Source organism: Rhodococcus sp. NPDC056743 (assembly GCF_042790355.1).
GTDB lineage: Bacteria > Actinomycetota > Actinomycetes > Mycobacteriales > Mycobacteriaceae > Rhodococcus_F.
Genome location: NZ_JBHTZI010000018.1, coordinates 1 through 19,624, shown reverse-complemented (window position 1 = coordinate 19,624; position 19,624 = coordinate 1). Strand labels below are relative to the sequence as shown.

At 59.7% G+C, this 19,624-nt stretch carries 18 protein-coding genes and 1 pseudogene; 10 read left to right on the top strand and 9 right to left on the bottom strand.

Features of this window, described 5'->3' with window-relative positions; genetic code table 11:
* Positions 1–92: 92 nt before the first annotated feature.
* Positions 93–848: an SDR family oxidoreductase gene (locus ACFRFQ_RS30140; RefSeq protein ID WP_378665249.1), complete on the top strand. Its 756-nt coding sequence runs from the start codon at positions 93–95 to the stop codon at positions 846–848.
* Between the two features lie 4 nt (positions 849–852).
* Complete coding sequence (locus ACFRFQ_RS30135; RefSeq protein WP_378665248.1) at positions 853–1,437, top strand: HtaA domain-containing protein; 585 nt, start codon at positions 853–855, stop codon at positions 1,435–1,437.
* 84 nt (positions 1,438–1,521) lie between these two features.
* Here the strand turns inward: ACFRFQ_RS30135 and ACFRFQ_RS30130 are convergent, their stop codons facing one another.
* Positions 1,522–2,460, bottom strand: a complete 939-nt coding sequence (locus tag ACFRFQ_RS30130; RefSeq protein WP_378665247.1) for an SDR family NAD(P)-dependent oxidoreductase — start codon at positions 2,458–2,460, stop codon at positions 1,522–1,524.
* Positions 2,461–2,650: 190 nt separating this feature from the next.
* Between ACFRFQ_RS30130 and ACFRFQ_RS30125 the strand changes: the two genes are divergently transcribed.
* The gene (locus ACFRFQ_RS30125) at positions 2,651–4,273 is read left to right on the top strand and encodes a flavin-containing monooxygenase (protein WP_378665246.1); all 1,623 of its coding nucleotides are present in this window, start codon (positions 2,651–2,653) and stop codon (positions 4,271–4,273) included.
* Positions 4,274–4,494: 221 nt separating this feature from the next.
* On the opposite strand, the gene ACFRFQ_RS30120 is transcribed toward ACFRFQ_RS30125, so the two are convergent.
* Genes ACFRFQ_RS30120 through ACFRFQ_RS30105 form a run of 4 tightly spaced genes read right to left on the bottom strand, consistent with a single transcriptional unit; the run spans position 4,495 to position 7,424 of the window.
* The gene (locus tag ACFRFQ_RS30120) at positions 4,495–5,343 is read right to left on the bottom strand and encodes a sugar phosphate isomerase/epimerase family protein (protein WP_378665245.1); all 849 of its coding nucleotides are present in this window, start codon (positions 5,341–5,343) and stop codon (positions 4,495–4,497) included.
* A gap of 56 nt (positions 5,344–5,399) precedes the next feature.
* Positions 5,400–6,254 carry a sugar phosphate isomerase/epimerase family protein gene (locus ACFRFQ_RS30115; protein WP_378665244.1) on the bottom strand — a complete coding sequence of 285 codons (855 nt, stop codon included), beginning with the start codon at positions 6,252–6,254 and terminating at the stop codon, positions 5,400–5,402.
* Positions 6,255–6,306: 52 nt separating this feature from the next.
* Positions 6,307–7,191, bottom strand: coding sequence for an NAD(P)-dependent oxidoreductase (locus ACFRFQ_RS30110; RefSeq protein ID WP_378665243.1), 885 nt, complete (start codon positions 7,189–7,191; stop codon positions 6,307–6,309).
* Positions 7,188–7,424 (bottom strand): hypothetical protein, encoded by a 237-nt coding sequence (locus ACFRFQ_RS30105; RefSeq protein ID WP_378665242.1) that lies wholly within the window; start codon positions 7,422–7,424, stop codon positions 7,188–7,190. Before ACFRFQ_RS30105 ends, ACFRFQ_RS30110 begins: the two co-directional genes overlap by 4 nt.
* A gap of 580 nt (positions 7,425–8,004) precedes the next feature.
* Between ACFRFQ_RS30105 and ACFRFQ_RS30100 the strand changes: the two genes are divergently transcribed.
* The 6 genes from ACFRFQ_RS30100 to ACFRFQ_RS30075 all read left to right on the top strand — a co-directional run bounded on the left by ACFRFQ_RS30100 (position 8,005) and on the right by ACFRFQ_RS30075 (position 13,647).
* On the top strand, positions 8,005–8,868 hold the full coding sequence (locus tag ACFRFQ_RS30100; protein ID WP_378665241.1) for a mycofactocin-coupled SDR family oxidoreductase: 864 nt from the start codon (positions 8,005–8,007) through the stop codon (positions 8,866–8,868).
* A gap of 60 nt (positions 8,869–8,928) precedes the next feature.
* Entirely contained in the window at positions 8,929–10,398 is a 1,470-nt protein-coding gene (locus ACFRFQ_RS30095) for an aldehyde dehydrogenase family protein (protein WP_378665240.1), read from the top strand.
* 32 nt (positions 10,399–10,430) lie between these two features.
* Complete coding sequence (gene fdxA / locus ACFRFQ_RS30090; RefSeq protein ID WP_378665239.1) at positions 10,431–10,730, top strand: ferredoxin; 300 nt, start codon at positions 10,431–10,433, stop codon at positions 10,728–10,730.
* A gap of 138 nt (positions 10,731–10,868) precedes the next feature.
* Complete coding sequence (locus tag ACFRFQ_RS30085; protein ID WP_378665238.1) at positions 10,869–11,060, top strand: ferredoxin; 192 nt, start codon at positions 10,869–10,871, stop codon at positions 11,058–11,060.
* Between the two features lie 21 nt (positions 11,061–11,081).
* Positions 11,082–12,419 carry an FAD-dependent oxidoreductase gene (locus tag ACFRFQ_RS30080; protein WP_378665237.1) on the top strand — a complete coding sequence of 446 codons (1,338 nt, stop codon included), beginning with the start codon at positions 11,082–11,084 and terminating at the stop codon, positions 12,417–12,419.
* Positions 12,420–12,447: 28 nt separating this feature from the next.
* Positions 12,448–13,647 carry a cytochrome P450 gene (locus tag ACFRFQ_RS30075; RefSeq protein ID WP_378665236.1) on the top strand — a complete coding sequence of 400 codons (1,200 nt, stop codon included), beginning with the start codon at positions 12,448–12,450 and terminating at the stop codon, positions 13,645–13,647.
* A gap of 378 nt (positions 13,648–14,025) precedes the next feature.
* On the opposite strand, the gene ACFRFQ_RS30070 is transcribed toward ACFRFQ_RS30075, so the two are convergent.
* From ACFRFQ_RS30070 to ACFRFQ_RS30055, 4 genes and pseudogenes are all read right to left on the bottom strand, one after another.
* Positions 14,026–14,829, bottom strand: a complete 804-nt coding sequence (locus ACFRFQ_RS30070) for a sugar phosphate isomerase/epimerase family protein (RefSeq protein WP_378665235.1) — start codon at positions 14,827–14,829, stop codon at positions 14,026–14,028.
* Positions 14,830–15,229: 400 nt separating this feature from the next.
* Positions 15,230–16,036, bottom strand: a complete 807-nt coding sequence (locus tag ACFRFQ_RS30065) for a mycofactocin-coupled SDR family oxidoreductase (protein ID WP_378665268.1) — start codon at positions 16,034–16,036, stop codon at positions 15,230–15,232.
* A 124-nt stretch (positions 16,037–16,160) separates the two neighbouring features.
* Positions 16,161–17,723 (bottom strand): ABC transporter substrate-binding protein, encoded by a 1,563-nt coding sequence (locus ACFRFQ_RS30060; RefSeq protein WP_378665234.1) that lies wholly within the window; start codon positions 17,721–17,723, stop codon positions 16,161–16,163.
* 143 nt (positions 17,724–17,866) lie between these two features.
* Positions 17,867–17,989: pseudogene (locus ACFRFQ_RS30055) on the bottom strand (SDR family mycofactocin-dependent oxidoreductase); the annotation flags it as partial.
* A 612-nt stretch (positions 17,990–18,601) separates the two neighbouring features.
* On the opposite strand from ACFRFQ_RS30055, the gene ACFRFQ_RS30050 reads away from it, so the two are divergent.
* Positions 18,602–19,354 carry a FadR/GntR family transcriptional regulator gene (locus ACFRFQ_RS30050; RefSeq protein WP_378665233.1) on the top strand — a complete coding sequence of 251 codons (753 nt, stop codon included), beginning with the start codon at positions 18,602–18,604 and terminating at the stop codon, positions 19,352–19,354.
* Positions 19,355–19,624 lie beyond the last annotated feature (270 nt).

Here is a 19,624-nt window from a genome sequence, read left to right as displayed (position 1 = left end):
GTCGCGCGCACCAGACACCTGGCTGTCAGCGAGAGGGATTGAAACGTGATGTGGTTTGCATGCAGTGCCGGGTACAAGGGAGTGTGAACGCGATGACGGTTTCAGGTCGGGTTGCAGTCGTATCCGGCGGAGCAGCGGGTATCGGGTTGGCGATCGCCCGCCGACTGGCCGATGACGGTTTCAAGATCGCTGTCCTCGACGTCGTCGACGGCGCAGCTGAGGCTGCCGCTGTCGCCATTACCGCGGACGGCGGTGAGGCCAAGGGTTACCGCGCTGACGTTGCGAATCGTGAACAGGTCGACATCGCCGTCGAGGCGGCCCGTGCAGATCTCGGCCCCATCGCAGTCGTCGTTGCGAACGCAGCGATTGCCCGACAGCAGGCGTTCTTGGACATGACGCTCGAACAGTGGAACCACACCCTCGATGTCAACCTGACCGGCACATTCAACATCGCTCAGTCGTGCCTCCCGGATCTCGTCGAAGCAGGTTGGGGCCGTGTGGTTCTCATCTCTTCGTCCAGCGCGCAGCGTGGTGCTCCGAGGATGGCCCACTACGCCGCGTCGAAGGGCGGTCAGATGGCGCTGACCAAGGCGCTGGCCGTCGAGTTCGCGAAAAGCGGCGTAACGGTCAACACCGTGGCACCGTCGTCGATCGACACACCGAGCGTGCAGAAGAAGCGGGCTGAAGGAACCATTCCCTCGGCAGAGGACATGGCAAAGTACATCCCGGTCGGCCGCGAGGGTACGGGTCAAGACATCGCGAATGCCGTGTCATACCTTGTTTCCGAAGGTGCTTCGTACGTGACAGGCCAGACGCTCAGCGTCAATGGCGGATCGTTCATCGGGTGAGAACATGCTGAACAGACGAATTCCCCTGATTCCCAACGAAACCTGGAGTGACGCCGACGGTGGACTCCCGGCCCGGGTCCCGGAATCCGCGGAGGCGGTGGTTGTGGACCAGTTCGTGGCCGCGACAGGAAGGCTCGTATGGGCAATCCGGGAATCGTTCGTCAGGTACGTCACTCTGATCGCACGGGGCGAGTACACGGTCGCCGGCGGAGTCACTGAGGGTGAAGACGGGCAATTCGTGTTTCCGCTACGACGGGCAGTCCAAGAGGGTGACGACTGGCGATTGTCCTTTGGCGGCTCTGTCCATTTTGTTGCGCATCATGGTCTTTTGGACGTTCTGATCGTGGACCCAGAACTCGTCGTGGGCCCAGCCGGTGGAGTGCTCGCTACTCATGTTCGCGGTGATGCCGACGAGCTCATCGCGATGGTGGCGACCGACGCCGCATTTCCGGCAGTTTCGCGGAAAGGGCTTGTCTGGCAGGAGGTTCCAACTCAGTTGGTGACTGCCGGCGCGGCACTGCTGGGAAATGTCTATCCCAAGGGCACTGACATGGCGTCCCTGGGGATTCGAGTCCAATTGGACGCGTGAGCACCGTCGTCTCCCTGCTACGGGTTCCTCGGCGCCGGTCTTCGCGGCAACCGGCGCTGAGGAACCCGTAGCAGGGCCGATGAGTTATCTGCCTAGATGTGCCATGAACGTCGACGTCCAGTCTTTCAGGCTCGCAGGTACGTAGTATCCATCTTGATCGTTGATCTCGTCCCAGTGATCGACGACATCCTCGATTGCAGGCTCGCCATCAGAGATCCAGCCCGGCGTGATGCCGAGGAACCATCGGGAGAACCGCTTGGCGCCGGCAACCAGAATCTCTCCGTTCACTGGGCACGATTCGTGTGCGAGGAACGCAACCATGGGAGAAACCAGTCCGGTTTCCATTGCCTGCAGGATGGCCGGATCTGTCGGGGTGGTGGTGACGATGTTGGGCTTCTTCGCCGAAATGCTGGGCCGGGTAATGGCGTTGGGGGCGATGCAGTTGACGAGGATGCCCTTCGGAGCTGACGAGACTGCAAGGCTCCGGGTGAATCCGATGAGCGCGCCCTTCGCTGTCGCGTAGGCGAGATTGTCCGGTAGGCCGAGCATGCCGGTCGACGTCGTCGTGATGACGCGGCCGTAGCCTTGCTTTTCCATGTAAGGCCACGCCGCGCGCGTAGTGTGCCACGTACCTCGCAAGTGCACATCGAGGGTGCGTTCGAGGTTGTCGGCGTCCGCCTCCGGGAATGTAGCCCAGCGGGAGATGCCCGCGTTGTTCACGACGATGTCGATCCGCCCGAACTCGCGGACGGCGGTGTCGACGAGCGAGTGGCAGTCTTCCTCGATTCCCACGTTGTGTATATCGGCGACAGCGTCGCCCCCGGCTGCTTTGATTTCCTGCACCACGTCGTTCGCGGGGCCGGTATCGCTGCCTTCGCCCTCCTTCGAGCCGCCGAGGTCGTTGACCACCACCTTTGCGCCGCGTGATGCGAGAAGTAGTGCATGGGCTCGGCCAAGTCCTCGACCCCCGCCGGTCACGATGGCGACTCGTCCGTCGAATCGAAGGTCAGTGCTGTCGTTCATCATTCTCCTTTGAACTGAATAGACCAAATTTTCACCATGATCGCTCATGTAATGAGATCACATGCTAGCTCGAAAACCCAGGTTAAATGTGAGCATACGAGGAATTGCTTGGAGCTTTTGAGCAGATGTGCTTATCTAATAGCAAGTGAAATATGGACGGAATCGAATGGGAGTAAGTCGAATGGCGATGATGTCTGACGATAAAGCCGACGTTGACGTGTTGGTGATCGGTGCCGGAGTGGTCGGCATCTACGCTCTCTATCGGGCGGTCGAAGCCGGTTTCAGTGCCGTGACGCTGGAGGCCGGCGACGGCGTCGGCGGGGTGTGGTACTGGAATCGTTACCCCGCAGCGCGATTCGATTCGGAGAGCTACACCTACGGTTACATCTTCTCCAAGGAACTCTTCGACGAGTGGCGTTGGTCGGAAGAGTTCGCGACGCAGCCCGAGATCGAGAGCTACCTCAACCATGTCGTGGATCGCTTCGAACTGCGCCGACATATCCGCACCGGAGCGCGAGTCGTTTCCGCGCTGTGGGATGAGGCCGACAACGTGTGGGTCGTGACGACTGCGCAGGGTGACACGTTGCGCGCACGGTGGGTCATCTCCGCAACCGGCGGTCTCTCGGTTCCCAACTACCCGGACATCGACGGGCTGAACAGCTTTCAAGGGGAGGCCCATCATACCGGCGCGTGGCCGCACACTCCGCTCGACTTCGGTGGCAAGCGCGTCGCGATCATCGGCACCGGGCCGAGTGGCGCTCAGCTCCTGCCCGCGATTGTCGACGTTGTAGAAGCAGTCGACCTCTATCAGCGCACGCCGACGTGGACGACGCCTCTGAATAACGCGCCGATCGAGGATGAGCGGTGGCAATGGCTCAGCGATAACTTCGACGAGATCGCCACCGTCTTGAACACAAGCCCTTCCGGCTTCCTGCATGAGCCGGCGGGAAAGTTCTCGACTGACGACTCTCCGGAGGAGAGGCAGTCCTTCTACGAGAAGATCTGGAAGAGCCCAGGTTTCGCCAAGCTGACAGCGAACTATTACGACATGACGACGAATCGCGAGGTCAATCTCGAGTTCTGCGAATTTCTCGCGGACAAGATCCGAAAGATCGTGGACGACCCGGAAACAGCCGAGCGTCTCATTCCGAAAGACCAGCTCTTCGGTGCGAAGCGTCCGCCCTTTGTTGCAGACTATTTCGAGTCGTTCAACAAGCCGAGCGCCTCGCTCATCGCTCTCCGTGAGACACCGATCGTCCGCATCGATGCCAGGGGCATCGAAACCACCGAGCAGCACCGCGATTACGACATCATCGTCTACGCGACCGGATTCGATTTCGGAACCGGTGCCCTCACGAGAATGGGCGTGAAAGGCCGTGGCGGCCTTGACCTCAGCGTGGATTGGGTGGACGGACCGTCCGACTTCGGGGGCTTCAGTGCACACCACATGCCGAACTTCTTCTTCCCCGGCGGTCCGCACGGCGCCGGTGGTGGCAACTACCCTCGCTACTCGCAGGATCAGGTCGATTGGATCATGAAGACGTTGATCTATGCGCGTGAGCACGGGTTCGACCGTTTCGAACCGACTGCAGCTCACCAGGAGACGTGGATGACGATGGTTGAGACCCTCGCACCGCTCTCGATTTTCTCCGCCGAGCACAGTCACTACTACGGTGCGAACGTCGAAGGGAAGGCGCGTAAATTCCTACTCAACCCCGGGGGGCGAGCAAAGCTACACGAGATCCTCGACGGGGTATCCGCCACACATGATTTCGGCGGTGCACTTTCCTCTTCGGTTCGGGTCGGCGTCTGAGGATCCCGCGATCGGTGGTGTGCCGGCCTTTCGGCTCGTGGAACGTCGGCGCCTCCCCTTCGGGAGGTGCCGACCCACGCGTGGCGTCGAGCCAGGGAACGTGACGACGATCCACGGGGCGGTTCGGGAACTGAAAATTCAGCCGCGAGAACGTGATCGGAGAGTCGTGGTTACGAAGGACTCGGACCCTCAGCGGATTGCGTCGATGACCACGAAGTTGACTAGGCGCCCTGCTCGGTCAGTAGTTCACCGAGCCACTCGACGGACTCTGCGGCAGCCTCTCGGTGTCCGCGATCGTCGATACTCGGACCACTCAGTTCCAGATCGAAGGTTCCCGTGTACCCGGAGTCCAGCAATTCCTTCACGATGTGCGGGATCGGGATGTCACCGGCGCCGGGGACATCCCGGCAGGGCAGCGCCCGCATGCCAGGTTTCATGTTGCTGAGCTGGACGTGCGAGATGAGTTCGATGTTCTTGCGGATGTCGTCGAGTAACTCGGCCTCGGTCCAGACATGGAAGAGGTCGAGGCACACGCCCATTCCGGTGCGCGCGCCCAGCAGAAGCGCGTCGTGGAAGCTGTGTACGAAGTTGAGGTCGGCGTAGAGCCAGTTCGTCGGTTCTACGGCTACAGCGATGCCCTTGTCGGCGGCGTACTGGACGAGGCCTGACGTGGCTTCGGCGTATGCGGCGGCATTGGCATCCCAGTCGGCGAACATGCGGCGCCCGGTCAGGGTGTAGACGGAGCTGGCACCGACCGCTGCCGCCTGGTCGATGTCGGCGCGCGCCCCGGCGATCTGACTCTCGATATCGGCGCCGGGCGTCAGATCGAAGCGCAGGAGAGCGGTGGTCGTGACCATGCTGACCCCGTGTTTGCGGCTTGCGGTTGCAACCGCGTCAACACCACTTTCCCGGATCTTTGCCGACGTCATGGACGTCTTCGAGACGCCGAGTTTGCCGATCGCCTCGATCGCGTCGATCGCCGACAGAGTCGGGAAGCACAGGCCGCTCACGGACACTCGCGGGTGGGCTCGGTCAGTCGTGACGGTGTTGTAATCGCTCTCGGTGTTCATTGTTCTGCCTTCTGTCATGACCGGTCTCGTCCGGCGTCAGGAACGGGGATTGGGTGTCACGTGTGGCAACCGAGAGCGCGCAGCCGCCGGATCTCGTCGGCGGCGTCAAGCACTTTCCGCGCCCCGATGACGGCAAGACGCGCGCACTCTTGCGGCGAGGTGCCCGCTGCGGCCAAGGATCGCATCGGAGCTTCGACGCCGATCACGGGGACGGGTGGCAACGCCGCCAGTATCTCCACCACCGGCAGTTCACCCTGACCGGGAACACAACGGTCGATCGAGTCGTCCCGATACACGGGGTTCCGCTGCACGAGTGTGTTGTCGCTGAGTTGGATGTAGCCGACATATTCGTGGTCGAGCATCACCAGATCTTCTGGGCCGTGGCCGGAGCGAGAGGAGTGCATCGTGTCGACCAGCAGGCTGAAGTCCGACCGGCCGACGTGCCCGAGGGCTCGCAACGCTGTCGGTAGATCGGGAACAGTGAGCGACTTCGCGAATTCCATCGTTGTGGTCATTCCTCGGCCGGCTGCCATTTCTACGAACGTAGCCAGCTGGTCGAAGCTGCGCGGTAGGTCAGGGTCCATGGTCACGGCGTTGACCCGGGTGACCCCGAGTTCGGCCATCACATCCAGGTTCGCATCTTCATCACGAAGGTCGTGGGACGGCTGGACCACAAATCCCTCACCCAGCGAGATCGACACGTCGCGATCGCGCATTGCCGCGAGGAAACTCTGACGCAGAGGCACGTCATCGAGCATGGAATAGGCCGGGTGGTCGTAGGGGTTGTACGGTCCGCCGCCGCCGGCCACCTTCATCGAGATGTGGTGGCATCCGAGATCTGCTGCCAGGTGGACGAAATCCACCGGTGGTAGGCCGAGCACGGTTTGGTACTCGATGCCGAGTTCAGTCATGAGTGTCCCTTCAGCGCGCCGGCAAACGTAGCCGGCATCGGCCACGCGATGTTCACGTCGACTGCTTCATCGAGCCCGGGGTCAGTGGTGTCTGCTCGATGAGCTCGCGTTTCGGCGGCGCGCCCGAGTACAGCACTTTCTGTTCGACCAACTCTGAGGAAAGCACCTCCCCGATCAGTCCCAGATCAGCTCCGGTCCGATCGGCGATCTGTCGGACGACGGCTACGTCCTTGAGCATGAGCTCTGCGAGGCGGATACCGACAGAGTCGACCCCAATCCAGGCGAGGCTGCTCAGTGCTCGACTGTCGCCACTGCCGTGCTGGATGGCGGCCAGGATCTCGGCCTCGCCGATTCCGACGGCCGCAGCGAGGCGTACGGCATCGACAGCAAGTCCGACCTGCGCGACGAAGAGCGCATTGTTGACGAGCTTGACACGCTGCCCGTGACCGATCGGACCGACGTGCATCACCGGGGAGCCATAGGTCTCGAGTACGGGACGGACGCTGTCGAGCACGGATTCATCGCCTCCCACCCAGAGCGTGAGGCGACCGGCAGCCGTGTCTTGTGGGCTGCCGGAGACGGCAGCGTCCAGCACCTGCACGCCCCGTTCAGCCCCTGCGTCGGCAACCATGACTGCTGTGTCGGGATCGCAGGTGGTGTGCTGCACCAGGATTGCACCCGGTGCCATAGCCTCGACGGCGCCACCCGATCCCAGCAACGCGGCCTGCACCTGCTCGTCATTGAGTACGATGCTGATGACCAACTCGGCGGACTGCACTGTCTGCTCGATTGTGTCGGAGGTGTTCCACCCCTTTGCCATTGCAGCGGAACGTGTTTCGGGTCGTCGAGTCAGGACGACGACGTCGTTCCCGGCAGTGATCAGGCGTTCGATGATCGGCTCACCCATCCTGCCTGCTCCGATGAATCCGATCCTCATCGCGAACTCGGTGCAGCGGTCTCGAATTCCGCGGGCGGTAGATTGGCGGTGTAGTCCAAGGAGTGCTGCGAGTTGGCGAATGTCGCTGATGCGCTCTTGATGTCGGTGCGCGCTTTGAAGGCGGTCATCGCTCGTCCGGATGCGTCGTGCACCGTCCTCGAGCCTGAATCGGGAACGACGGGAGCGGGCTTCCATGGCCCCAGCCCGAAAAATTCCACTTTCTGGTGTTGCATGGTCAATCTCCTCCGAAATTTGGCTGTCTCTGGAGTCGGGCCGGGCAATTCAAATGCAGGGGAGATACTTCGAGGTCATGCGCCATGCTCTGACACTGTCTCTGACCTGTCCGCAGTCGCACATACTGCCGATAGTGGCGAGCATCCTGAAAACGCTGACGAAACTACCGTAACTAAGTGCACTACGTCACGCAATAGTCGAATGCCTTCGTGGTCGCGTGTGCGGCATGAGTGACCGGCCGATGGGCGACCTCGAGGCTTCGCGGGAAGGCTGGATTGACGGGCACGGCGCCTTCCTGGCACGTTCGAACGGGGAATGGGCCAAAGCAAAGCATCTTTAAGTGTAGGCATTGGGTGCGGTGCAGATCTGCTCGGTCGTTGCAGTGACGGACCGCACATGGTAGAACTAGTTAACTTATTGTTCGTTGTGGTCCAACTTCGAAACCGAACACGTCGGATTATTCGAAATGACGCCTAATCGGTGGCCTGTGGGCTTCCACTTCACCCATTTCTTTCGTGTGTGTCCACCGAGGTCATCTGCATCTGACTAGCTCGTATCCGAACAGGAGAGAGACAATTCATGGGAAAACTGGACGGCAAGGTTGCGGTCATCACCGGAGCGGCCCGCGGCCAAGGTCGTAGCCACGCAGTGGCCTTGGCCGCTGAGGGCGCCGACATCATCGCACTCGACATCTGCGAGAACATCGACACCAACGGCTACCCACTCGCCACCGCGGAGGATCTTGACGAGACCCACCGACTGGTAGAGAAGGAAGGCCGCCGCTGCGTGACCGCCCGCACCGATGTCCGTGAACCGTCTCAGTTGCGGACAGCGCTCGAAACCGGTGTGGCACAACTCGGTCGCCTCGATATCGTGGTCGCCAATGCCGGAATCTGCCCTCTTGGTGCCGGTGTACCACGCAAAGCGTTCCTCGACGCCGTCGATGTGAATCTGGTGGGTGTGATCAACACCGTCAGCGCCGCCTACCCGTACCTCTCGGCCGGGGCGTCGATCATCGCGACCGGATCGGTAGCCGCAATGACCAAGGGCGCCACGGATAATCCCGCGCACGGCGCCGGCGGCGCCGGCTACAGCCACTCCAAGAAGGGTGTGACCCAGTTCGTTCACGACCTCGCATTGCAACTGGGCCCGGACTTCATCCGTGTCAACGCGATTCACCCGACGAACTGCAACACCGACATGCTCCACAGCGATCCGATGTACCGCGTGTTTCGCCCGGATCTCGAGCAACCCACCCGCGAAGACGCCGAAGCGGTTTTCGCCGCTCCTCAGGTCATGCCGATTGCCTGGCTCGAACCGAGCGACATCAGCAACTCGGTGGTATTCCTCGCCTCCGATGATTCCCGTTACGTCACTGGCCTGCAACTGAAAGTCGATGCCGGTGCACTCCTACGTCACACCCAGCCCTACGCCCCCGCCTGACACGCCCCGAAGTCGCCCAAGCTCCGCGTAGTCGTGGGCAGCAACCCTCCAAGGATCAACATGCTCAAGGAATATCACCGTCTCTTCATCGATGGTGCGTGGGTTTCCGGCGAGTCTGCTCGCACTGAGCCGGTCATCAACCCCGCCACCGAAGAAGTGATCGGACGCGCACCCGTGGCGTCGGTTGCAGACGTCACCCGGGCAATTCGGGCCGCGCGAACGGCATTCGACGATGGCCCGTGGCCTCGGATGTCGGTCAGTGAACGCTCGGCGATCATGCTCCGGATGGCAGACGCTATGGAGAGTCGGATCGAAGAACTGATCGAGCTCAATATTGCGGAGTCCGGTAGCACCCGTATCGGTGCCGAAACATTTCAAGTTGCGATTCCGATCGCACATTTCCGAGACACCGCCGATCGGGTTCTGCGGACCTTTCCGATGGAGACCCCACTGGCGCCGTTCGTTGGTAGGGGCATTGGCCAGGGCGTTGTACAGCGAGAGCCGTTCGGCGTTGCGGCGTTGATATCCGCCTACAACTTTCCCTTTCTCCTCAACCTGGTGAAGCTGGCACCCGCCTTGGCTGCTGGTTGCACGATGGTTCTGAAACCGGCTCCGAATACTCCGTTGGAGGCGTTCGTACTGGGCGAGATTGCCGAGGCTGCCGGATTGCCGCCGGGTGTGCTCAACATCGTCTCCGGTGACATCGATGTGGCTGTCGAACTGACGAGTAACCCAATGGTTGACCTGGTGAGTTTCACAGGCTCGGATGCTGTCGGGCGCAAGGTGATCGAGCAATCGGCTTCGACGATGAAGAAAGTAGTTCTCGAGCTCGGGGGCAAGTCTGCAAATATCATCTGTGAGGATGCTGACTTGTCCAAGGCAGTTGGGTCCGTGGTGCGCGACATCATTCTGCACGCGGGCCAAGGCTGTGCCTTTCTCACCCGGACGCTCGTACATCGCTCGCGCCACGACGAACTCGTCGAGTTAGTCACGTCAGAGCTGGCAGCGGTCAAGGTAGGCGATCCGGCTCTACCAGGCACAGTCATGGGGCCGGTCGGCAGCGCCGCGCAGCGTGCGAAGGTCGAGGAGCTTATTCGAATCGGTGTCGAGGAAGGAGCCACCATCGCTGTGGGCGGCGGTCGCCCAGCCGGGCTCGACAAGGGGTTCTTCGTTGAACCGACATTGTTTGTCGGCGTAGACAACTCGATGAGGATTGCGCAGGAAGAGTTTTTCGGGCCCGTCGGTGTGGTTCTTCCTTTCGATGACGACGACGAAGCGGTGCGGATCGCCAATGACAGCATTTACGGGCTGGCAGGCGGTGTGTGGGCAAAGGATCCTGTACGCGCATATGCCCTCGCACAACGAATCCGTACAGGCTACGTAACGGTCAACGGAGGGGGCGGAGGCCTCACTCCGCACGGTCCATTCGGTGGATACAAGCAGAGTGGACTCGGGCGAGAGCGAGGCGCGGCCGGGGTCGACGAGTTCCTGCAGACCAAAACTGTTGTGTGGGGCGTGTCCTCCGGGTAACCCGAAAGCACCTGAATCAGAAATGGATTGGCATGACCTACGTCATTACAGACGCTTGTGTTGACCTCATGGATCGGTCTTGTGTCCGCGAGTGTCCGGTCGACTGCATCTACGAGGGTGAGCGGCAATTGTTCATCAACCCCAACGAGTGTGTTGACTGCGGAGCCTGTGAATCCGCCTGCCCACATGACGCTATCTTCCACGAGGCAGATCTCCCGGACGAGCAAGTGAGTGCCACAGAGCGCCAAGAGAAAGTCTTTGTCGATCTGGGCCGACTCGGTGGCGCCCGAAAATTCGGCAAACTGCCATTGGTCAACGGAGCCGGCGAATGACGCCAGCTGAGATCGGGCCTACCTGCCTGAGCGGTGAACCGATAGTCGATCAGTACTTCGGTGCAGGAAAGCAGAGCTGACAGGCCACCTCCGGAAATCGCCGTTCTGAAGGCCTGACTGACAAGAAAGTTGAGTGATATGAAGGCAGTTTTCGATCTGACGAAATGTTCGGGTCATGCTCGCTGCTACCAAGTTGATCCGGAACTGTTCGATATCGACGACAGCGGATACGCGTACAGGACTGAGATCGATATTCCCGCGGGCGATGATGAGCAGAAAGCCCATGATGCCGTCGAGGCATGCCCCGAAAGAGCCATTCGCATCAGCTGATGTTCGGAGAGTGAACGAACCATGATTTCAACTAGTCGCACCTTGCGCGTAGCGATTATCGGCGCGGGCCCGTCGGGCTTGTACACCGCGGATGCGTTGACTCTCGAAGAGGGGGCAGCTGTCGCTGTCGATCTGATTGAACGACTACCGGTTCCATTCGGTCTGTTGCGTTACGGTGTTGCACCGGATCATCCGAACATCAAAGCAGCAGCAGAACCCCTCCAGGATGTGCTCGATCGCCCGACAGTGAGATTGTTCTGCAACGTCGAGGTCGGTGTCGACATCGACGTTGCAGAATTGCGTAAGCGCTACGACGCGATCGTGTATGCCACTGGTGCTGATGCGGACAATGAACTTCGTATTCCTGGCGAGCAGTTGCAAGGGAGCGAGTCTGCGACGTCGTTCGTCAGGTGGTACAACGGTCATCCCGAAGCAACCGGCTACGATCTCGCCTCGGTTCGTGCGGTAGCTGTCATCGGCGCAGGTAACGTTGCACTGGATGTCACTCGGATCCTTGTAAAGAGTCCTGCGACATTGCGATCGACCGATATCGACGAGGCTACGCTGGCAGCACTGGACAACAGTGCGGTCACCGACGTGCACATCATCGCGCGACGCGGCGCGGAACACGCGAAGTTCACGACAAAGGAACTGCGCGAGCTCGGCGAGTTGCCGGACGTGGACATTGTGGTGGATCGTGCCAACATTCCGCCTGAATCGGCCGAAGGAATCACAGGCGCGGCTGCGCGGAATATCAAGTTGCTGCGGGCGTGGTCCCAGCGCGGAACTACGGGAGCCACTCGGCGGGTCCATTTCCACTTCTCTACCCGCCCCACTGCGGTCCTCGGTGATGCAGTTGTGTCGGGTCTCCGCGTTGAGGGTACGGATACCGGTGACGGAAATTTGCGGAGTGACGAGATTCCGGTGGATCTCGTACTACGCGCTGTCGGCTACCGTTCACGTCCGATCGACGGAATCCCGTTCGTGGACAGCACTGCAACAATTCCGCATGAGAACCATCGAGTTGTACGTGACGGCCGTACCGAATCAGGAGAATATGCGGTTGGCTGGGTGAAACGCGGGCCTCGCGGAATCTTAGGCACCAATCGTTCCGACGCTTACGACACCGCCCAGGCGATTTTCGACGATCGCGACGATTTGCACAGTCGCCGACAAGTTGATGCCATGCCGATCGAAGACCTGTTGCAGGGTAGGGGAATTCGCTTCCTCGGTCGGGACGCGTGGATGTCGATTTCCGAACATGAGGTTCAACTCGGTGCCAGCCATGACCGACCGCGGGTGAAAATCCGTAGCTGGGACGCACTCGTAGCCGCCGGATTGACCCTAGACATCAATTAATCCACTTCATTCACTGCAAGGAGCGTTCATGAGTACTGCGGAGACCGCCCGGACCTGTCCCGTTCACAACTTCAACCACATGGAGGAAATGCCATACGGTGAAAAGATCGCGCGATATGACCGGCTACGCGACGAAGCTCCGGTCATTCGTAACGACTTTGCCAACGGCCATTACATCGTGACTCGGTACGAAGACATCCTGTCGGTTTATCAGGATGCGGAGACGTTCTCGAACAGCGCGGTCACCGTTTTCGTACCGGAGCCCACCTACAAGTGGATCCCCGAAATGCTTGACGGTGACGAGCATCTTCAGTGGCGCCGGCAACTAGGACCGCAGTTCTCTCCGAAGGCGGTCGAACGCCTCGAAGAGAAGGTTCGAGATCGTGCGGTTGCTCTGATCGAGTCGATCGCGGAGCGTGGCTCTTGCGATTTTATGCAGGACTTCGCATTTCAGTTTCCGTCTTTCATCTTTCTTGAACTGATGGGTCTACCCTTCGCGCATCTTGACCGCTTCATGGAGTGGGAGCATGCGATTCTGCACCCGTCCGCGTCAGACGCGGATGCACTCACTCGTGAGCGTGAGCAGGCTATGGTCGCGGTCAACGAATACTTCGCAGAGGTGATCGCGGATCGTCGTGCAAACCCGGGGGACGACCTCATCAGCAACGCAATCGCATTCCAGGTCGACGGCAAGCCGGTCAGCGACGAAGACATGGGGTCGTTCTGCCTGCTGATGTTCATGGCTGGTCTCGACACTGTCTCGGCAACCTTGGGCATCAGCTTCTACCACCTGGCGACCCATCAGGAGGATCGCCAGCGACTGGTCGATGATCCGGACCTCATTCCCACTGCAATCGAGGAGTTCATCCGCGCCTACGCGATTGTGCTTCCGGCACGTAAGGCTATGAGGGACACCGAGATAGCGGGTTGCCCGATCAAAGCAGGTGAGATGATCTCGGTGCCGCTGAATCTGGCAACGCGTGATGAGTCGGTGTACGAGGATGCAAAGGACGTCAAGATCGATCGCACCCCGAACAATCACATCGGTTTCGGGGCCGGCCCGCACCGATGCCTTGGTTCTCACCTGGCGCGACGTGAACTGAAGATCGCTATGGAGGAGTGGCACAAGCGTATTCCCAACTACCGTCTCGCACCGGGCGGTGCTCCCACGGAGTCCGGGGCTCAGCTTGGACCCAACGGTGGAGTCTTGTTGGAATGGGACGTTTAGACACCTGAGACAAACGAACAAGGGGTCTGCGGTGTGTTTGTCTGGAGGTAGCAGACCCCACTTCGTTGTAGCCAACCTCTCACTGGACTGAAGCTGTCGAAGATTGAACGACCAGCGGAAAAATGGCCGCGATGTGAAGGCGCGCGAGTGGTGCAGTCGCTCGAAGGCAGGCGTGTCTCAGTCGCCGGGGCAGCCACCAGTAGCACCGGCAGTGCAAGTGCTCGGCGCTACTGGTGCTCGGCTAAGTCCTAGGGGCGCTGACGGAGTTACAGTCAATGCACTCGCTCCAGCGGTATGGACGCCGGATGCTGACCGGCTGTGGCCCGTCGAGTCTCATTCGACGGGCCACAGCTGTTTTCGCATTTCGGTGACGGAGAACTAGGCGTGCGCTGCGGCCAGTGTTCGATCGAGGAAGGTCAGGGCGCGCTCGGCGGCGGCGGAACCGCCCACAGCATCAATGAGTGGTCCGTCGATTTCGAGGTCGAATACCCCCTTGTAACCAGCATTGACAATCTGTGTGAGTATGTCGTTCAGCGGAACTGAGCCTTCCCCAGGGATCTGCTTCTGGGTGGTTCCGTCCTTGTCTACTGCACTGTCGCCGATTTGGATAAGTGAGATGCGGTCGATCGACTCTCGTAGCACCCGGCTGAGATCAGGATCATTCCATGTGTGGAAGAGATCCAAACAGATTCCCATGTCGCACTGGCGGGCCAGGCGGATCGTCGTGTCCAGTGTGTGTGCGAAGGAGACATACGAGTAAGAGTTCAGTGTGGATTCGACCAGGAACTCGACTCCTGCCCTACGAGCGTGGGCGGTAACCGGTTCGATAAACCGTGCGAATGCGTCAAAGGACGCATTTTCGTCGCCGATCAGAGGTCCGGTGACGGTGTATACCGCAGGTGCTCCCACGAGTACCGCTGCGTCGACTGCGTCGGTTAGTTCGGAACACGAGAGGTCCCATGTTTGTGGATCTGTCAGATCCTTGGGGTAGTTACCGATCAGCGCGGCGACGGTAATATTCGATGACGCAAGTAGGTCGCGTGCACGGTCGACGCCGAATGTCTGTAGGTCGCGAGCGAGCAGCGTCGTGGTATTGACGCCCAGTCGGTGCAGTTCCTCGACAAGGGCGGGCAGGGTGAGTGATCGGAAGCAGAGTCCGCTCACCGATATTTTCGAGTGCATCAGAATCCCTTGATTGGTTCAGATATGTCACTTATCGGCAGGAGTACGTCAGATCAGGGGCGGCTCCGGTCACTTCGAGTGTCTCTCCACCAACAAGGAGGATTGGGCACAGAGGAAGCCCATCGGCAGGACGAGATGTCGTCGACCAAGTCCCCGATGAACGTCGGTGACGGTGTTTCGGTAGCCGTCACCTCTGTAAGTTTCCGTCGCAGCGAATGCCGTCGGGTGCGAACTCGGTGGCGACTGCAGTTGCTTTCCAACAAGATTCGGTGATCTGCTTCGCAGCTCGGCAGTCGATGAAAATTGCCAGTCCGCTCGATCTCATAACCGAAGGCCGGTCCGAGACTGCGGGAACTATAGGTTTCGTCCTCATCGGTTTCGGAGCGGTGACAGCGACGGTCTACCTCGTTATCACTCCGAGATCAACCGGCAATTGAATGCCGGTCACATGCCTGGCTTCGTCGGATGCGATCCACGCAACTGCATTGGCGATGTCCTCTGGATCGCTCTTTGAGTACGGAAGCGTAGGCGCGAACGATATCCCCAGGTGGGGCTCCTCCTCGAGTAGATCGAATAATTCGCCGACTTTGAGGTTGGTATCGACACCGAAGGGGTGCACCGAATTTACTCGGATGTCGTAGCTCGCCAATTCGTTGGCCATCGCCCGGCACAGGCCCACCACTCCGTGCTTCGCCGCGGAATAGTGACTTAACAGTGGTAGTCCACGGAGTCCGGCCACGGAGCTGATCATGACGATGGATCCACCTCCGCCTTGGTCGATCAGGATCGGGATCGTTGCCTTAGCGGTGTGAAAAACTCCGGTCAGGTTGATCTCGATAGTTTCCTGCCACTGTTCGGCAGTGATCTCCCATGAGCGTGCAGCGGTGGTCATTCCGGCATTAGCCACCACCACGTCCAGACGGCCGAGTTGTTCGACTCCCTCCCGAGTGGCCTGCGATAACGCAGTGAAATCACGGACGTCTGCAACAGCTGTGACGACTCTTCCACCCTCAGCTTCAATCGCACGGGCCGTCTGCTCGAGGTCAGCCTTCGTTGCACCGGGATATGTGGTGGTCCGCAAATCTGCGCACAGGTCGATGGCGATGATGCTCGCCCCTTCCTGGGCAAAACGGATAGCTTCGGCGCGACCTTGCCCCCTCGCTGCGCCGGTGACCAGCACTACTTTGTCTGCGAATCGCCTCATCATCGGTTGGGTCACGAGCGTTGCCTTTCAATCTTTGAGCCCCGTTCTACGGGCCGCGCCATTGCCGTCACGTAGTGACGAGGTAAACCGGTATCAGCCGGGTGATCGGTTTCTCTTCTACGAGGAGTTACGTCGAGGCGATACCAAGGTAGCGGGCGTCGAAGATGCCCAGGAAGTTCGAGATGCCCATCTCTTCGACATTGAGAACCTTGTCGCTGTAAGCGAATTGGGTAGGAACGGAGCAGATGAATACGTCAAGTGCCTGTTCGGTGGCAATCGAGGTTGCGCCTTCGATGACGGCCTTCCTCTCGGTATCACTCAGAGCAGGATCGTAGGATTCGAAGATGGCCTCCTCGAGCCCGTCCGGCACGGTGCCTGGGAAGGACCGGGTGTTCAGGAAGTACCGAGCGAGCGTCTGATTTGCTGCCGGCATGGGGGTACGAGACTGGATGTACGCGTCGTAGGATCCTGCCGCGTAGTCGCTGGCGGTCGTTGCAACGTCGGCCTGCCGAATATCGAGGGTTACGCCGATTTCGCGGAACTGATCCTGCACGGCCGACGCGATTGCTTCATGGAGTGACAACCCAGTGGGGAGTACTGCGGTAACTGTCGCGTTCACGACACCGGATTCCTTCAATAGTTCACGTGCCCGCTCCGGATCGTAGATGTACTCAACGGGCGGATCTGCTAAGTATCCTTCCCGTGAAGAAGCGAATGGCTGGGCGGTAGGAGCGCACTGACCGGAGGTCAGCGAGCGGCTGATGCCTTCCCTGTCGACGGCGAAGTTAAGTGCTTGTCGGAACTTGACATTGTCGACGTTGGGACGAGAGGTGTTGAGGTAGAACGTATAAACGTTGGCCTCGGGGTAGGAGTAAAAGTCGAATCCGCGACCGAGTGAGCTGGCTTGGTCGTAGCCGGTCACCATTGAATACATCATGTCGATCTGCCCCGAGCGCAGCGCGTTCACCCGTGCATTGTCGTCGACGATGCCGGTGATGGTGATGGTCTTCGCGAGCTGAGCCTCAGGATCCCAGTATCCTTCTCGTCGCTCGTATTCCACAGAGTCGCCGATTTTGACCGAAGTTGCGATGTATGGCCCGGAACCGACCGGATTGACATCCAGATCTGGATTGTTCAGAGCCTGCGGGCTGACCAGTGAGCCAACCGCACCGGCGAGAACGTACGGAAGGTCAGCCGCAGGCCGCTTGGTGTTGAACCGGACGTGCGTCGCGTCGACTGCATCGATCGATTCGATCATCGAAAGGTGCGTCGCGATGGTTGAGCCAGGGGCGGTCAGTGCATGGTCGAAGTTTGCCTTGACTGCAGCGGCATCGAGAGTGACACCGTCGACGAATGTCACATCGTCACGGAGTGTGAACGTTGCGGACTTGCTGTCCTCGGCGAATACCCATTCTGTTGCGACCATCGGGGCCAGTTCGCCACCACCTCCGTCGGCTGTCACCAGTTGAGTGAGGCGGTCGTAGACCGGTGTGAGGTAGGAATAGGCCCCGATGTCGGACGCGACTTTGTACGGATTCAACGGCGCGGGTGGGATGACATATCCGATCCGGAGGTGTCCGTTGGGATCGGCTGTGAGGTCTGAGGATTCATTGCTGTTCGCGCTGCCGCAGGCGGCCAGTGTGGCTCCCAAGGCCAAAGCTGATGCCAGCGTTGTCAGACGTGTGAACAATCTATGTCTCATTAGTGGGAAGTTCCGTCCGGTTGTCGAACCTGATGTTCGGGGTGTATCAGGCGTGGGCGTAAGGCTGGGTGTGACGTAGGAGTACGCCGCCATCGACTTTCAGTCGCTCGGTTCGAGCCAGGCAATCGGCACGACCTGAGTAGCGGCGAAAACCGCTTCGGCATCGGATCGCTGGGGAGCACGTCGGTGTTGCAGTTCGTCGGGTGAATCGCGTTGACACGGATGAAGTCCGGGCCCAGTTGCAGTGCAAGAGTTGTGCCACAACGGTTTCGAGTGCTATCCGAAACTGAGACGATCTACGGACATCGGCGATGGGCGGTCACGTGGCGGCGGCCAGGGCCACCGCCTGGCTCCTGTCCAGTGCACCGCGTGGTTACACCTTGTAAGTGGGCCGCTCCGGTGATGATCGCGACCTTGCAGTCTAGTTTTCCCATGTTTGTCTCTCTCCTGTTCGGATACGAGTTGGTTAGATGCCGCTGATGTCGGTGGACGCGCATGAAGAATGGGTGAAGTGGAAGCGGGCAGGCCACCGATTGGGCGTCATTTCGAAGAATCTGACCCGACAGGTTTCGAAGGATCCGATCTGACTGGTGTCGAAGTTGGATAACAACGAGTAATAAGTTAACTAGTTGTACCGTGTGTTCGGGGTCACTGTAAAGTCGGGGTACGACGTTGTTCGTGTAGCAGCGGTCAGTCAGTTTTGCTGCGAGATCAACTCGGTCGAGATTGATCGTTCGAATCGGTGATATGCGGGTGCGGACAGAGTCTGATGCCAGTTCGGCGGACTAGGGCCGTCGTATCAGTGACGGAAAGGGATCGGTGAAGGCGTGCATGCGCAGTTTAGGGAAGGGGGCGCGCACTCGAGCGTGCGTGTACCAAGGGCTTCTGAACGTATTGCCGATCGCCTGCGTGGTCTGATCGTTCGCGGTGAGATCCCCCCCGGCGACATGCTCCCTCCGGAGAAGCGCATGGTCGAGGATTTGGGGGTCTCCCGCCCTACGCTCCGAGAAGCATTCCGCATTCTCGAAAGTGAGGGTTTGATTACGGTGCTGACCGGAGCGCATGGCGGGCCGCAGGTGCGTCTGCCCGATCTCAGTGTGGCGTCGCGCCACATCGGCCTGTACTTGCAGACCCGCGGCACCACCCTTGCGGACCTATTGGAGGCGCGGGCGGAATTCAGTGCCATTTGCGTGCGATTGCTGGCAGACCGTTGCACTCCAGAAGGATTGGAAGAGTTGACGACGTGCGTTCAGGATCAGTCTCGGGTTTGGGAGGCCGGTGTTGACACGGCTGCAGACTTCGCTTGTTGGGTGTCGCTCACGCGGGTGTTCCACAACCTTATTGCAGTGCACTGTGGGAACAAGACGCTCGAGACGCAATCCAGATCGCTGACGGATGTACTCGGCGCTCATCGCGCCATGAGTATTCGGCGCCTGGCAGATCGGGATGCAGTTGCCGATACGGCGTATATCCCTAGCGTGATCGAGGACTATGCAAAATTGGTCCGACTGGTCGAAGCAGGAAACGCTGTTGTGGCGGAGAAGCACTGGCGAGAACACCTTTACGGTCTCTTCAACCTCGAACGGGCAATCCTCACCGGGTCGGTTTCGCATGTCTGACACGGCACGGCAACTGGATTCTTTTGAGATCTTCGATGTTGCGACGCCCAGGTGGCTTTCCGCAAAGGTGATTTGATATCGCGAAAATGGTTGTCCAATAACAGCTTTCTCTCGAGTGGTGCGTCGATCGGCTGGGGTGCGCCGTCGTGAACAGTTCGCAGGATTTGTGTGCCCTCGAAGCCGGCAGCGATAGCCTCATCAGAGGTTCAACTCGAGTTTCGGCCGTTTGATAGTGACGTGGGCAACAGTGCATGCTACCGTCCACATAGG

Bases quoted from the DNA above. Each gene is read 5' to 3' on its own strand.
- ACFRFQ_RS30140 (WP_378665249.1), top strand. From the start codon at position 93: ATGACGGTTTCAGGTCGGGTTGCAGTCGTATCCGGCGGAGCAGCGGGT.
- ACFRFQ_RS30135 (WP_378665248.1), top strand. From the start codon at position 853: ATGCTGAACAGACGAATTCCCCTGATTCCCAACGAAACCTGGAGTGAC.
- ACFRFQ_RS30130 (WP_378665247.1), bottom strand. From the start codon at position 2,460: ATGAACGACAGCACTGACCTTCGATTCGACGGACGAGTCGCCATCGTG.
- ACFRFQ_RS30125 (WP_378665246.1), top strand. From the start codon at position 2,651: ATGTCTGACGATAAAGCCGACGTTGACGTGTTGGTGATCGGTGCCGGA.
- ACFRFQ_RS30120 (WP_378665245.1), bottom strand. From the start codon at position 5,343: ATGAACACCGAGAGCGATTACAACACCGTCACGACTGACCGAGCCCAC.
- ACFRFQ_RS30115 (WP_378665244.1), bottom strand. From the start codon at position 6,254: ATGACTGAACTCGGCATCGAGTACCAAACCGTGCTCGGCCTACCACCG.
- ACFRFQ_RS30110 (WP_378665243.1), bottom strand. From the start codon at position 7,191: ATGAGGATCGGATTCATCGGAGCAGGCAGGATGGGTGAGCCGATCATC.
- ACFRFQ_RS30105 (WP_378665242.1), bottom strand. From the start codon at position 7,424: ATGCAACACCAGAAAGTGGAATTTTTCGGGCTGGGGCCATGGAAGCCC.
- ACFRFQ_RS30100 (WP_378665241.1), top strand. From the start codon at position 8,005: ATGGGAAAACTGGACGGCAAGGTTGCGGTCATCACCGGAGCGGCCCGC.
- ACFRFQ_RS30095 (WP_378665240.1), top strand. From the start codon at position 8,929: ATGCTCAAGGAATATCACCGTCTCTTCATCGATGGTGCGTGGGTTTCC.
- fdxA (WP_378665239.1), top strand. From the start codon at position 10,431: ATGACCTACGTCATTACAGACGCTTGTGTTGACCTCATGGATCGGTCT.
- ACFRFQ_RS30085 (WP_378665238.1), top strand. From the start codon at position 10,869: ATGAAGGCAGTTTTCGATCTGACGAAATGTTCGGGTCATGCTCGCTGC.
- ACFRFQ_RS30080 (WP_378665237.1), top strand. From the start codon at position 11,082: ATGATTTCAACTAGTCGCACCTTGCGCGTAGCGATTATCGGCGCGGGC.
- ACFRFQ_RS30075 (WP_378665236.1), top strand. From the start codon at position 12,448: ATGAGTACTGCGGAGACCGCCCGGACCTGTCCCGTTCACAACTTCAAC.
- ACFRFQ_RS30070 (WP_378665235.1), bottom strand. From the start codon at position 14,829: ATGCACTCGAAAATATCGGTGAGCGGACTCTGCTTCCGATCACTCACC.
- ACFRFQ_RS30065 (WP_378665268.1), bottom strand. From the start codon at position 16,036: ATGATGAGGCGATTCGCAGACAAAGTAGTGCTGGTCACCGGCGCAGCG.